The organism is Streptomyces sp. NPDC058663 (assembly GCF_042716745.1).
Taxonomy (GTDB): domain Bacteria; phylum Actinomycetota; class Actinomycetes; order Streptomycetales; family Streptomycetaceae; genus Streptomyces.
The window spans coordinates 111,772-125,289 of the sequence record NZ_JBHXRV010000024.1; the positions used below are offsets into that span (position 1 = coordinate 111,772).

Sequence of the window (13,518 nt, forward strand, 5' to 3'; positions counted from 1 at the left end):
CCTTCCGTCGTCACTTGGAGACGTTGACGGAGACGTCCTCGCCCAGGGACTTGCCGTCCGAGGTCTCGAAACGCCCCTTGAACGTGGTAATCGCGTCGGCGATGGACTGGAGCGTGTCGTCGTTCATCTTGCCGCCGTCGGCGATCGAGGTGAGGAGCTCCTTGCGCTCGCGGCGCAGGTAGTCCAGCAGCTCGGTCTCGAAGCGGCGGATGTCCTCGACCGGGACGTCGTCCATCTTGCCGGTGGTACCGGCCCAGACGGAGACGACCTGCTCCTCGACGGGCATCGGCTGGTACTGGCCCTGCTTCAGCAGCTCGACCATGCGCTTGCCGCGCTCCAGCGACGCCTTGGAGGCCGCGTCCAGGTCGGAACCGAAGGCGGCGAACGCCTCCAGCTCGCGGTACTGGGCGAGGTCCACACGCAGTCGGCCGGAAACCTGCTTCATGGCCTTGTGCTGGGCGGAGCCACCGACACGGGAGACCGAGATGCCGACGTTCAGCGCCGGGCGCTGGCCCGCGTTGAACAGGTCGGACTCCAGGAAGCACTGGCCGTCGGTGATGGAGATGACGTTGGTCGGAATGAACGCCGACACGTCGTTCGCCTTGGTCTCGACGATCGGCAGACCGGTCATCGAACCGGCGCCCATGTCGTCCGACAGCTTCGCGCAACGCTCGAGGAGACGCGAGTGCAGGTAGAAGACGTCGCCCGGGTAGGCCTCGCGGCCCGGCGGACGGCGCAGCAGCAGCGACACGGCACGGTAGGCGTCGGCCTGCTTCGACAGGTCGTCGAAGATGATCAGGACGTGCTTACCGGCGTACATCCAGTGCTGGCCGATGGCCGAACCGGTGTACGGCGCCAGGTACTTGAAGCCTGCCGGGTCGGACGCGGGGGCGGCGACGATCGTCGTGTACTCGAGCGCGCCGGCCTCCTGGAGCGCACCACGCACGGAGGCGATGGTGGAGCCCTTCTGACCGATGGCGACGTAGATGCAGCGCACCTGCTTGTTCACGTCGCCCGAGCGCCAGTTGTCACGCTGGTTGATGATCGTGTCGACGGCCAGTGCGGTCTTACCCGTCTGGCGGTCGCCGATGATCAGCTGACGCTGACCACGGCCGACCGGCACCATCGCGTCGACGGCCTTGTAGCCGGTCTGCATGGGCTCGTGCACGGACTTACGGACCATGACGCCCGGAGCCTGCAGCTCCAGGGCGCGGCGGCCCTCGGTCTCGATCTCGCCGAGGCCGTCGATCGGGTTGCCGAGCGGGTCGACGACGCGGCCGAGGTAGCCCTCGCCGACGCCGACGGAGAGCACCTCACCGGTGCGCTGCACCGGCTGGCCCTCCTCGATACCGCTGAACTCGCCGAGGACGATCGCACCGATCTCGCGCTCTTCGAGGTTGAGGGCGAGACCGAGGGTTCCGTCCTCGAACTTCAGCAGTTCGTTCGCCATGGCCGAGGGAAGACCCTCGACCTTTGCGATGCCGTCGCCGGCAACGCTGACAGTTCCGACCTCCTCGCGCGAGGCCGCGTCCGGCTTGTACGACTGGACGAAGTTCTCCAGTGCGTCCCGGATCTCCTCCGGCCGGATCGTGAGCTCCGCCATCTGGGTTCCCTGCTCTCCTTGTTGGGCCCGAAGTTTTCTAGGGGTCTGGGGTCGGCCCCCAGGAATCCTCTGCGGCCCAACCGGGCCGCCGGCAATGCGTGGTGCTGCTACTTCTTCGTACGGGGTGGCGTCAGCCGGCCATACGGCGGGAGGCCTCGTCGAGGCGCTCCGCGATGGTCCCGTTGATGAACTCGTCGCCGACGCGAACCTGGATTCCGCCGAGGACCGAGGGGTCCACGTCGAGGTTCAGGTGCATCTCACGACCGTAGATCTTCGCCAGGGCCGCGCCGAGGCGCTGCTTCTGCTGGTCGGTGAGGGGCACCGCGGAGGCGACCTCCGCGACCATCCGGTTGCGGCGCTCCGCGGCCAGCTTGGACAGGGACTCGAGTCCCGCCTCCAGGCTACGTCCACGGGGCTGCGTGACCAGGCGCACGACCAGACGCTCGGTGACCTGCTCGGCCTTGCCGCCGAGCAGGCTGCGGAGCAGCTCGCTCTTGGCGGCGACGGTGGCCGACTTGTCGGTGAGCGCGGAGCGCAGCGCGGTGTTGGACGAAACGATCCGGCCGAAGCGGAAGATCTCGTCCTCGACGTTGTCGAGCGTTCCTGCCTGCTGGGCGGCGGTGAGGTCGGCGGTGTTCGCCAGCTCCTCCGCCGTGTCGACCAGGTCGCGGGACTGCGACCAGCGCGCCCGGACCATGCCCTTGACCAGGTCGACGGCGGAGCCGCTCACCTGGCCGCCGAGCAGACGCCCGGCCAGCTCGGCCTTGGCCTCGCCGGACTGCGACGGGTCGGTCAGGACCCGGCGCAGCGAGACCTCACGGTGGAGCAGCGCGGTGACGGCGGCCAGGTCGCCGGCCAGCGTCGTCGCGTCGACGGAGCTGGTGTCCGTCAGCGCGTCGAGGCTGTCCCGGGCGCCCGCCAGTGCCTCGCGGCTCGCGCCGTTCATCGGGCCGCCTCGGCCTTCTCCTCAAGCTCGTTGAGGAACCGGTCGATGGTGCGGCTCTGCCGGGCGTGGTCCTCGAGGGACTCGCCGACGAGCTTGCCTGCCAGGTCGGTGGCGAGCTTGCCGACGTCCTGGCGCAGCGTGAGCGCGGCCTGCTTGCGGTCGGCCTCGATCTGGGCGTGACCGGCAGCGATGATTTCCTCACGCTGCCGCTGGCCCTCTGCGCGCAGGTCTTCCTTGAGCGCAGTGCCCTGCTCCAGCGCCTCCTGGCGCAGGCGCGCGGCCTCGTGGCGGGCCTCGGCGAGCTGAGCCTTGTACTGCTCCAGGACGCTCTCGGCTTCGATCCGGGCCTCATCGGCCTTCTCGATACCGCCTTCGATGGCCTCGCGGCGCTCTTCCAGAACCTTGTTGATGTTCGGGAGGAGCTTCTTGGCGAGGAAGCCGAAGACGATGACGAAGGCGATCAGACCGATGACCAGCTCGTCGAGATGCGGGAGCAGAGGATTCTGAGGCTCCTCAGCCGCCGCAAGGAACAGAGCGTTCACATCAGTGCCTTCCGTGAAAGGTAGTTGGCTGTCGGTCCGGGCTTACTGGTAGACGAAGCCCATGACGATGCCGATGAGGGCGAGAGCCTCACAGAAGGCGAAGCCCATGATCTGGTTGGTACGGATCAGGCCGGCGGCCTCGGGCTGACGCGCGAGGGCCTGGGTGCCGTTACCGAAGATGATGCCGACGCCGACGCCGGGGCCGATCGCGGCGAGGCCGTAACCGATGGAGGCGACGTTGCCGACCACGGTGTCCTTGGCGCCGGCGAGGTTGATCAGTTCGAGAGCAGCGGACATGCCGATACTTCCTTCTCTTTCACGGACCGATGGGGGTTGGCCACCGGACGTCTGTTGGTTCGGGGAGAGCGGGCCGACTCAGCGAGGCTGGGTCAGTGGCCCTTGGCGAGTGCGCCCTGGATGTAGCTGGAGGCCAGGAGCACGAAGACGTAGGCCTGGACTGCCTGGATGAACAGCTCGAAGATCGTCATCACGACGACCATGACGAAGGACACGGTGCCGTAGGCGATACCGATCCCGTTCATCAGGTACCAGGAAGCCAGGGTGAACATCACCAGCAGCAGGTGACCGGCGAACATGTTCGCGAACAGTCGCACCGCGTGGGTGAACGGGCGGATGATCAGGTTCGAGAAGAACTCGATCACGACGACCAGCGGGAGCACCCAGCCGAGCGACTTGTCGTAGCCGGTGATGTTCTTCCAGCCGCCGACGAACCCGTGCTTCTTGAAGGTCAGCGAGACCCAGAGCACGTACACGATCAGCGCGAGGCCGGCCGGGAAGGCGATCAGCGACGGGACCGGGAACTGGGCGAGCGGAATGATCGACCAGATGTTCATGATCCAGATGAAGAAGAACAGCGACACCATCAGCGGGACGTACTTCTCGCCGTCCTTCTTGCCGATGATCTCGTACACGATGCCGCGGCGTACGAAGTCGTACCCGGCCTCACCGATCATCTGAACCTTGCCGGGCACCAGCTTCGGCTTGTTGAACGCCGCCCAGAAGAAGGCGACGATCACGAGCGTGCTGAGCAGTGCGAGCAGCATCGGCTTCGTGAACTCGAAGCCCGCCACCTCGAACATCGGCTTGTACATGAAGGTGTGGAGACCCGGAGCCGGGAACCCGCATCCGGTGAAAATGTGGCAGCTCGCATCAAAGGCAAGCGTTGTGTCAGCACTCACCGCGGGCTCCTTCAGCGTGGCGCATAGGTACGGCAACCTCGTTGTGTCGGCGCGGCAGGAAGCCGCGGGTCGGCACTGGACTGGTGGTCTTGAAAAGCTGGGCGGGGCGGTTCGGCATCGAGCCTCGCGCTGGGACAGGCGTCAGCTCGGATGCCCGCGCCCGCAGTGCCGCAGTTGGCACCGGACGATAGCAGGATCTCGAACGCCCATTTATCCCGGCCCTACCCTTCACGACGAGGACCCGGTCTTCTGCGGCTTTTCGGCCTCTGTGGACTCGGGGTCGACGTAAAGGATCTTGGCCTTCATGTAGGCGCGCGCCTGGGCGGCGATCCACACGAGGGTGACGGCGAGGAGCGCGAACCCGAACGCCTTGAAGTCGAACAGCTCTGTGCCCTTGAACATTGCCAGGAAGACGAACAGCAGCAGCAGTTGGAGCACATAGAGCAGGAGCCCCATGGCCTGGAAGAGCTGCGGCAGGCGCTTCGCGGTGCGCTGGAGTGCCACCAGCCCACCCCCCATGAAAACGATCGCGACGGCTGCCCCCACGAAAGCGCCGAGCGCTCCTTCGCCGCCGCTGACCAGCGCGCCGACCACGACGGCGACAGCGCCGACGGCAGCGGAAGGTACAGCGGTTCGGAGGAGTGTCCGGACGTCGTTGGACGGCATGGCGGCAGCTCCGCTTTGCTTGGTGGGGGCAGTGGTGTCGTCATGGACGAGCGTAAGCCCGGATCGAGAAGGGTCCTCGGGCCGGAGGGACCGTCGCACCGAGGTCCTTCGGCTCTGTCGCCGGGTCTCGTGAACCGTATCACAAACTATTTGATGCAGTCTTTACCCGGAAAGTGTGGTTGCTGTCACACATGAGAGTGACCCTGCCCGTGTGTGCAGTGCATGCCGTCGCTTTGTCTGGTAATGGGCAACTGCGGGGCATTCGTCAACGCGAGGGCATCAGTTGAAACGCGAACGGGTGCCCACCGCAGTCGCTCCGTTGACACCGGCGGGCACCGGCTCGCGGTCCCCTTCGTCGCTTTCGTCCACCGCTCCCCCGGACTCCGGGGCGCTCTGTGCGGCGCTCGGACCACTCGCGGACGTCTCCGCCGGCCGGGTCCGCCGACGCCGGTAGCGCGGCGGGACGAACGCCTCCATCCAGCGGGGCGCCCGCGGGGTGAAGCGCGGCAGGAGCAGCAGGACGAGGCCCACCGCGCTCAGCGCGACGATGAGCAGCACGATCCACATGCTCGCGGAGTGCACCGAGTAGGCGACCATGCCGAACGCGATCAGCGCCGACCAGAAGTACATGATCAGCACCGCCCTGCTGTGCGAGTGCCCGATCTCCAGCAGCCGGTGGTGCAGGTGTCCGCGGTCGGCAGCGAACGGCGACTTGCCCTGCCAGGTCCTGCGGACGATCGCCAGCACCAGGTCCGCGAACGGGATCGCGATGATGGTCAGCGGCAGCAGCAGCGGGATGAAGACCGGCAGCATCGCGTGGGTGGCCGCCCGCTCGCCGCCCGCGAACAGCCGCATCGCGTCGCCGTCGACCTGGCCGGTCACCGAGATGGCGCCCGCCGCGAGGACCAGGCCGATCAGCATCGACCCGGAGTCGCCCATGAAGATGCGGGCCGGATGCATGTTGTGCGGCAGGAATCCCAGGCACATGCCGATCAGGATGGCGGCGAACAGGGTGGCGGGTGCCGCCTCCTCGATGCCGTACCGGAACCAGATCCGGTAGGCGTACAGGAAGAACGCGCAGGTGGCGATGCAGACCATGCCGGCGGCCAGGCCGTCGAGGCCGTCCACGAAGTTCACCGCGTTGATGGTGATGACGACCAGGGCGACGGCCAGCAGATTGCCCTGCCAGGCGGTCAGCGAGACCATGCCGACGCCGGGGATCGGCAGGTAGAGCACGGTCAGGCCCTGCATGACCATGACGCCGGCGGCGATGAACTGGCCGCCCAGCTTGATCAGCGCGTCGATCTCGAACTTGTCGTCCAGGACGCCGATCAGCCAGATCACGGCGGCCCCGGAGAGCAGCGCACGCGGCTCGTTGGACAGTTCGAACACGCCGTTGAGGCTCTCCAGGTGGTCCGCCACCAGCAGTCCGGCGCACAGGCCGCCGAACATGGCGATGCCGCCGAGCCGCGGTGTCGGCTCCCGGTGGACGTCACGGGCGCGGACCTCCGGCATCGCTCCGGACGCGATGGCGAACTTCCGCACCGGGCCCGTCAGCAGATAGGTCACCGCGGCCGTGACGCAGAGCGTCAACAGGTATTCACGCACGGGCTGCCCCACAGTTGTCGCTGGCCATCTCAGCCCCACACCCTAGCTTCGCGGACCTGGGGTTGAGGACACTCGGGTACCCGTGACCGGTTCCCGCCAGGGGTCCTGTGCCCTTTTCAGCCCCCGTACGGAGCAAAGCGCCGGGCCAGTTCCCGTACCTCCGTCCCCGCGTTGCGCTCCCCCCTCAGCGCGAGGGCGAACAGGGCGACGATGCGCGCCATCTCCGCCTCCCCCATGCCCTGGGTGGTCACCGCGGCGGTGCCGAGCCGCAGGCCGCGGCCCTCCGTGCGGTCGCTCTCGGCGGCTCCGCAGCCGGGCAGCGCGCAGGTGTCCAGCACGATCCCGGCCGCCGCGAGCAGCGCCTTGGCCTGCCTGCCGTCCAGGCCCAGCGGCGCCGGGTCGGCGGTGATCAGGTGGGTGTCGGTGCCACCGGTGGTGATCTCGAAGCCCTCGGCGGCGAGACCCTCGGCCAGCACGCGCGCGTTGGCGACCACCTGATGGGCGTACGTGGTGAAGGCAGGGGCCGCCGCCTCGCCGAACGCGACCGCCTTGGCGGCGATCGTGTGCATCTGCGCCCCGCCCTGGGTGAACGGGAACACCGCCCGGTCGATCCGCCCCGCCAGCTCCTCGCCGCACAGCAGCATTCCGCCGCGCGGCCCGCGCAGCACCTTGTGCGTGGTCGCGCAGACGACGTCGGCGTACGGCACGGGGCTGGGCGCGGCTCCCCCGGCGACCAGGCCGATCGGGTGCGCGGCGTCCGCCACCAGGTACGCGCCGACGTCGTCGGCGATGGCGCGGAAGGCGGCGTAGTCCGGGTGGCGGGGGTAGGAGATCGAGCCGACGACGATGGCCCGGGGGCGGTGCCTGCGGGCCAGGGCGTACACCTGCTCGTAGTCGGTCAGCCCGCTCTCCGGGTCGACGCCGTACCCGACGACGTCGAACCAGCGGCCGGAGAAGTTGGCGGGCGAGCCGTGCGTGAGGTGTCCGCCGGAGGCCAGGCCGGTCGCCAGGAGGGTGTCCCCCGGCTTGAGGAGGGCCGCGTACGCGGCGAGGACGGCCGCCGACCCGGAGTGCGGCTGTACGTTCGCGTGCGCCGCTCCGAAGAGGCCCTTCGCCCTGTCGACGGCGATCCGCTCGGCGGCGTCGACGACCTCGCAGCCGCCGTGGTGGCGGGCGCCGGGGTAGCCCTCCGCGTACTTGTTGGTGAGCGGTGAGCCGAGGGCGGCCAGCACGGCGGGCGAGGTGAAGTTCTCGGCGGCGATCAGCTGGAGGCCGTCGCGGGTCCGGCCGGCCTCGCCGCGTACGACGTCGGCGATCTCCGGGTCCTGGCGGGCCAGCGCCTCGAAGTCGGGCCCGTACGCGGGAGGGGCGTGGCCGGGGGCGTGCGGCGCGGCGGCTGGTGCGGGTGCAGTGATGGCGGGCATCTCTGTCTCCGGGCCTGGGAGGGAGGGGACTTCTGTCGCGTGTCCCCCAATGTAGGCCCGCCATGCCACCCCCGCCCGCCGGACAGCGGCTGCCCTCCCGCACCGGCCGGAGCTCAGTGCTTCGGCGGAGCCCCCGTCAGCGCCGTGACCACCGGATCAAGCGCCGCGTTGATCTCCTCGCCGATCGAGCGGAAGAACGTGATTGGCGCCCCGTACGGGTCGTACACCTCGTCGGCCTCCTCCGTCGGAGCCAGCAGCCAGCCCCGCAGGGCCGCCGCCGCACGCACCAGGGCCCGGGCACGCTCGACCACACCGTCCTCCAGGGGATCCGGGAGGGTGAGGGGGTCTATGGCCCTGACGAGGCGGTTGAACTCCTTCAGGGTGAAGGTGCGCAGGCCCGCGCTGTGGCCCATGGAGATGACCTGTGCGCGGTGGTCGCGGGTGGCGGTGAGGACGAGGTCGGCGCGGATGACGTGCTCGTCGAGCAGTTCGCGGCCGGTGAAGCCGGCCGCGTCGGCGCCGAAGTCGGCGAGCACCGCGGCGGCGTTGGCCTCCATGGGGGCGCCCTCGTGGCCCCAGGTGCCGGCGCTCTCCACGATCAGCCCGCCGAAGGAGGGGTCGCCGAGGCGGTCCGCCAGGGCATGGCGGGTCAGCCGCTCGGTGATCGGCGAGCGGCAGACGTTGCCGGTGCTGACGTGGAGGATACGGAAGGTGGTCCCCGATATGCCTTCTGCTGTGCCACGCCCGTCAAGGGCGGTCAACTCGCCACCTCAAGATCGGGTACGACCTTGCGGAGCTCCTCCGCGCTGAGCACTCCGGCCCGCAGCAGCACCGGCACCGTGCCGGTGACGTCGACGATCGAGGACGGCAGGTTGCCCGGGGTGGGGCCGCCGTCCAGGTAGACGGAGACGGAGTCGCCCAGCATGCCCAGGGCGTCGTCGCAGGTCTCGGGGGCCGGGTGCCCGGTGAGGTTGCCGGAGGAGACGGCCATCGGGCCGACCTCGGTGAGCAGCTCGATGGCGACCGGGTGCAGCGGCATCCGGATGGCGACGGTGCCGCGGGTGTCGCCGAGGTCCCACTGGAGGGAGGGCTGGTGGCGGGCGACCAGGGTCAGTCCGCCGGGCCAGAACGCGTCGACGAGGTCCCAGGCCTGCTCGGAGAAGTCGGTGACCAGCCCGTGCAGGGTGTTCGGGGAGCCGATGAGGACGGGGCTGGGCATGTTGCGGCCGCGCCCCTTGGCCTCCAGGAGGTCGCCGACGGCCTCGCTGCTGAAGGCGTCCGCGCCGATCCCGTAGACGGTGTCGGTGGGCAGGACGACCAGTTCGCCGCGGCGCACCGCGGAGGCGGCTTCGCGCAGACCGGTCTTGCGGTCGGTCGCGTCGTTGCAGTCGTAGCGCCGTGCCATTTAACGGATCCCCTCGGGCAGGAACTTCGGGCTGTGCGAGATCGGGACGTGCGTCGAGTCGTACGGGGTCGAGAGGTTCGAGGCGTACGACTGCTGCCGGGCGCCGGTCACGGCATCGCCTTGCGGGCGGTCGCGAAGCGCGGGCGGTTGTTGAGGTCCGGGTGGTCGGCCGCGTCCGCCCAGCCCCGCTCCTCGGTGAAGATCCACGGGACCTGGCCGCCCTGGGTGTCGGCGTGCTCGATGACGACGACGCCGCCGGGGCGCAGCAGCCGGTGCGCGGTGCGCTCGATGCCGCGGATCAGGTCGAGGCCGTCCTCGCCGGAGAACAGGGACATCTGCGGGTCGTGGTCGCGGGCCTCGGGGGCGACGTACTCCCACTCGGTGAGCGGGATGTACGGCGGGTTGGAGATCACCAGGTCGACCTGGCCGTCGAGTTCGGGGAGTGCGGTGAGTGCGTCGCCGTGGTGCAGCTGGACCCGGGAGCCGTCGACGTTCTTGCGGGTCCACTTGAGGGCGCCCTCGTCGAGCTCGACGGCGTGCACGCGCGAGCGCGGCACCTCCTGGGCGAGCGCGAGCGCGATGGCGCCGGAGCCGGTGCACAGGTCGACGATCAGCGGTTCGACCACGTCCATGGCGCGTACCGCGTCTATGGCCCAGCTGACCACGGACTCGGTCTCCGGGCGGGGTACGAAGACGCCGGGGCCGACCTGGAGTTCCAGGTAGCGGAAGAAGGCGCGGCCGGTGATGTGCTGGAGCGGTTCGCGGGCCTCGCGGCGGGCGATGGTTTCCCAGTAGCGGGCGTCGAAGTCGCTGTCGGGGACCCGGTGCAGCTCTCCCCGCTTGACACCGTGGACGAACGAGGCGAGCTCCTCCGCGTCGAAGCGCGGTGACGGCACGCCGGCGTCGGCCAGCCGCTGGGTGGCCTGCGCCACCTCGGCGAGCAGCAGATTCATCCGGTTCCTCCGGCTTGCAGGGACAGCTGGGCGGGGAGCTGCGGGGCTGGCGCGCTCTACTGCGGGGCGGCGAGCTTGGCAGCGGAGTCGGCGTCGACGAGGGCCTGGATGACGGCGCTGAGGTCGCCGTCGAGCACCTGGTCCAAGTTGTACGCCTTGAAGTTCACCCGGTGGTCGGAGATCCGGTTCTCCGGGTAGTTGTACGTCCGGATCTTCTCGGAGCGGTCGACCGTGCGGACCTGGCTGCGGCGCACGTCGGAGGCCTCGCGCTCGGCGGCCTCCTGCGCGGCGGCCAGCAGCCGGGAGCGCAGGATGCGCATGGCCTGCTCCTTGTTCTGGAGCTGGCTCTTCTCGTTCTGGCAGGAGGCGACCACACCGGTCGGCAGGTGCGTGATGCGCACCGCGGAGTCGGTGGTGTTGACGGACTGGCCGCCGGGGCCCGACGAGCGGTAGACGTCGATGCGCAGGTCGTTCGCGTTGACCTCGACCTCGACCTCCTCGGCCTCGGGCGTGACGAGGACGCCGGCGGCGGAGGTGTGGATGCGGCCCTGCGACTCGGTGGAGGGCACGCGCTGCACGCGGTGCACGCCGCCCTCGTACTTGAGGCGGGCCCAGACGCCCTGGCCGGGCTCGGTGGCGCCGTTGCCGCCCTTGGTCTTGACGGCGACCTGGACGTCCTTGTAGCCGCCCAGCTCGGACTCGGTGGCGTCGATGATCTCGGTCTTCCAGCCGACGCGCTCCGCGTACCTGAGGTACATGCGCAGCAGGTCACCGGCGAACAGGGCCGACTCGTCGCCGCCCGCTCCCGCCTTGATCTCGAGGAGGATGTCCTTGTCGTCGTTGGGGTCCCGGGGGACCAGGAGCAGCCGCAGCTTCTCGGTGAGCGCCTCGCGCTGCTTCTCCAGGTCCTTGACCTCGGCGGCGAAGTCGGGGTCGTCCGCGATGAACCCGCGGGCCGTCTCGATGTCCTCGCCGGTCTGCTTCCAGGCCCGGTAGGTGCCGACGATCGGGGTCAGCTCGGCATAGCGCTTGTTGAGCTTGCGCGCGTTCGCCTGGTCCGCGTGGACAGACGGGTCGGCCAGCTGCGTCTCGAGATCGGCGTGCTCGCCGATCAGATCCTCGACCGCCTCGAACATCTTCGGGCTCCTGGGTTGCGTAGTGAAGAAATGTGCCGCGTGCGGAAATGAGCACCGTGAAGAGTGGTGCGGGCCGCTGGGGAGCGGCCTGCGTCACGACAAAGCGCCGGTCCTCCCCCGCCCCGTGAGGGGCGGCCGAGGACCGGCGCGATGGCTCGCTACTTGGCGGCGGAGCCGGCCTTGCCGAAGCGGGCCTCGAAGCGGGCCACGCGGCCACCGGTGTCGAGGATCTTCTGCTTGCCCGTGTAGAACGGGTGGCACGCGGAGCAGACCTCGGCACGGATGGTGCCTTCGGTCAGCGTGCTGCGGGTGGTGAACGACGCGCCACAGGTGCAGCTGACCTGGGTCTCGACGTACTCGGGGTGAACATCGCGCTTCAAGGTGACTCCTAGGTTTCGGGAGGGCACCGGGTCGCATCCGCGGATTTGCGGGATACGTGAACCGGGGCCGACGAACCAGTCTGCCAGGGCTGGCCCGCGCTTCAAAATTCGAAGGTAACCGTCTCAACGGGGACGGGCCCGGATGTATTCCGGGGCCGTGGCGGGAGGTACGGCGGTGGCGCGTCAGCCGCCCTTGACGATCCGGCCCGCGTCGCCCTTGTCGCCCGCGGAGCCCTCGGTGACGGACGCGGGGACGGGCCGGTCCGCCCGCAGTGCCTGCCAGAGCTGCTGGGACTGCTGCTGGAGCGGTATGACGCGGTTGCGGTCGCGGGGGTCGTACTCGACGGGCAGGGTGACCATCTTCATGTCCTCGGCGCCGATGCCCTTGAGTCCCTTGCCGAACGACACGAGGCTGTTGACCGAGGCGAGGTCGGAGTCGGTGGTGATCGCCTTGGTGGCGGCGTCCGCGAGGCCGTAGAGCTTCGTGGGGTCGGTGAAGACGCCGATGCTCTTCACCTGGCCCATGAGGGCCTTCATGAAGGCCTGCTGGAGCTGGATGCGGCCGAGGTCGCTGCCGTCGCCGACGCTCTTGCGGGTGCGGACCAGGCCGAGGGCCTGTTCGCCGTTGAGCTGGTGGGTGCCGGGCGGCAGGTCGAGGTGGCTCTTGGTGTCCACAATGGCCTTCTGGGTGGTGACCGGGACGCCGCCGAGTTCGTCGATGAGCTTCTTGAAGCCGGTGAAGTCGACCTCGACGTAGTGGTCCATCCGGATGCCGGACATCTGCTCCACGGTCTTCACCGCGCAGGCCGGGCCGCCGACCTCGTACGCCGTGTTGAACATCTGGCGCGGGGCGGCCGGGACGCCGGTCTTCCCGTCCTTGTCGGAAACGCACTCCGGGCGGGTGATCAGGGTGTCGCGCGGGATGGAGACGAGTGAGGCCTTCTTCCGGCCCTCGTAGACGTGCAGGACCATCGCGGTGTCCGAGCGGGCGCCGCCCTCGTCGGTGCCGTACTTGGCGTTGTCGCCGTGCCGGGAGTCCGAGCCGAGGACGAGGATGTCCATGGACCCGTTGTCGACCTCGTCGGGGCGGTTGTCGCCCAGGGCCGCGTTGATGTCGACGCCGGTGAGGTTGCCGTCGAGCTTGAAGTAGACCCAGCCGAGTCCGCCGCCGCCGACCAGGACCACGCCTGCCGCGACCCAGGCGGCGGTGGTGACGGCTCTGCGGCCCTTGGTGGGTGACTTGCGGCGTTTGCCGGTGGCCCGTATTCGGCCGCTCCTGCCGGTCTCGCTCATGCTCTCCTCAGTCCCTCGTGGATGCCCGCGTACCCCCTGCCGTGGTGGATCAGGCACGGTTTGTCGACACTTGTCAGACGTCGAATCACCCAGAAGGGTTGCACGGCACCCGGTGGGGTCCACGGGGGAAGAGGGTCGCCCGACATGCTTCCAGGGCCCCTTAAGAAGGCTTCTTATCCCACTTGAGCTGCGGATCCGCGGTCATGGGCGGAGCACCGGAGCATGATCACAAAGTGGGGCGGATGTGGCGCACGTCTCGAAAGGTGACGACGCGGGGGCCCCGCCACAGTGTAAGTGGGGGGGCCCCCCCGTCGTGTGTCGCCCCCGGTCGTGTACGCCCGGCCCCGTGCTTGTAGTAGGTGG

The 13,518-nt window shown here is 69.2% G+C and carries 14 protein-coding genes; all 14 read right to left on the reverse strand.

Going from position 1 to position 13,518, the window contains the following annotated elements:
• Window positions 1-10: 10 nt before the first annotated feature.
• The 14 genes from atpA to ACFWVV_RS19350 all read right to left on the reverse strand — a co-directional run bounded on the left by atpA (window position 11) and on the right by ACFWVV_RS19350 (window position 13,155).
• Window positions 11-1,603 (reverse strand): F0F1 ATP synthase subunit alpha, encoded by a 1,593-nt coding sequence (atpA, locus tag ACFWVV_RS19285; RefSeq protein ID WP_384351954.1) that lies wholly within the window; start codon window positions 1,601-1,603, stop codon window positions 11-13.
• Between the two features lie 130 nt (window positions 1,604-1,733).
• On the reverse strand, window positions 1,734-2,549 hold the full coding sequence (locus ACFWVV_RS19290; protein WP_384351951.1) for a F0F1 ATP synthase subunit delta: 816 nt from the start codon (window positions 2,547-2,549) through the stop codon (window positions 1,734-1,736).
• The gene (locus ACFWVV_RS19295; RefSeq protein WP_384351948.1) at window positions 2,546-3,091 is read right to left on the reverse strand and encodes a F0F1 ATP synthase subunit B; all 546 of its coding nucleotides are present in this window, start codon (window positions 3,089-3,091) and stop codon (window positions 2,546-2,548) included. Before ACFWVV_RS19295 ends, ACFWVV_RS19290 begins: the two co-directional genes overlap by 4 nt.
• 42 nt (window positions 3,092-3,133) lie before the next feature.
• Complete coding sequence (atpE, locus tag ACFWVV_RS19300) at window positions 3,134-3,388, reverse strand: ATP synthase F0 subunit C (RefSeq protein ID WP_384351945.1); 255 nt, start codon at window positions 3,386-3,388, stop codon at window positions 3,134-3,136.
• Between the two features lie 92 nt (window positions 3,389-3,480).
• Window positions 3,481-4,290, reverse strand: coding sequence for a F0F1 ATP synthase subunit A (gene atpB, locus ACFWVV_RS19305; protein ID WP_384351942.1), 810 nt, complete (start codon window positions 4,288-4,290; stop codon window positions 3,481-3,483).
• Between the two features lie 228 nt (window positions 4,291-4,518).
• Complete coding sequence (locus ACFWVV_RS19310; protein WP_384351939.1) at window positions 4,519-4,956, reverse strand: hypothetical protein; 438 nt, start codon at window positions 4,954-4,956, stop codon at window positions 4,519-4,521.
• A 279-nt stretch (window positions 4,957-5,235) separates the two neighbouring features.
• Window positions 5,236-6,564 (reverse strand): MraY family glycosyltransferase, encoded by a 1,329-nt coding sequence (locus tag ACFWVV_RS19315; RefSeq protein WP_384351936.1) that lies wholly within the window; start codon window positions 6,562-6,564, stop codon window positions 5,236-5,238.
• Between the two features lie 116 nt (window positions 6,565-6,680).
• Complete coding sequence (gene glyA, locus ACFWVV_RS19320) at window positions 6,681-7,988, reverse strand: serine hydroxymethyltransferase (protein WP_384351933.1); 1,308 nt, start codon at window positions 7,986-7,988, stop codon at window positions 6,681-6,683.
• Window positions 7,989-8,101: 113 nt separating this feature from the next.
• Window positions 8,102-8,749, reverse strand: a complete 648-nt coding sequence (locus ACFWVV_RS19325; RefSeq protein WP_384351930.1) for a protein-tyrosine-phosphatase — start codon at window positions 8,747-8,749, stop codon at window positions 8,102-8,104.
• On the reverse strand, window positions 8,746-9,393 hold the full coding sequence (locus tag ACFWVV_RS19330) for an L-threonylcarbamoyladenylate synthase (RefSeq protein ID WP_384351927.1): 648 nt from the start codon (window positions 9,391-9,393) through the stop codon (window positions 8,746-8,748). Before ACFWVV_RS19330 ends, ACFWVV_RS19325 begins: the two co-directional genes overlap by 4 nt.
• Window positions 9,394-9,500: 107 nt before the next feature.
• Window positions 9,501-10,346, reverse strand: a complete 846-nt coding sequence (gene prmC / locus ACFWVV_RS19335) for a peptide chain release factor N(5)-glutamine methyltransferase (RefSeq protein WP_384351924.1) — start codon at window positions 10,344-10,346, stop codon at window positions 9,501-9,503.
• A gap of 56 nt (window positions 10,347-10,402) precedes the next feature.
• Window positions 10,403-11,482 carry a peptide chain release factor 1 gene (prfA, locus tag ACFWVV_RS19340; protein ID WP_384351921.1) on the reverse strand — a complete coding sequence of 360 codons (1,080 nt, stop codon included), beginning with the start codon at window positions 11,480-11,482 and terminating at the stop codon, window positions 10,403-10,405.
• A gap of 158 nt (window positions 11,483-11,640) precedes the next feature.
• Window positions 11,641-11,862, reverse strand: coding sequence for a 50S ribosomal protein L31 (gene rpmE, locus ACFWVV_RS19345; RefSeq protein ID WP_384351918.1), 222 nt, complete (start codon window positions 11,860-11,862; stop codon window positions 11,641-11,643).
• Window positions 11,863-12,045: 183 nt separating this feature from the next.
• Window positions 12,046-13,155: an LCP family protein gene (locus ACFWVV_RS19350; protein WP_384351915.1), complete on the reverse strand. Its 1,110-nt coding sequence runs from the start codon at window positions 13,153-13,155 to the stop codon at window positions 12,046-12,048.
• Window positions 13,156-13,518: the final 363 nt, after the last annotated feature.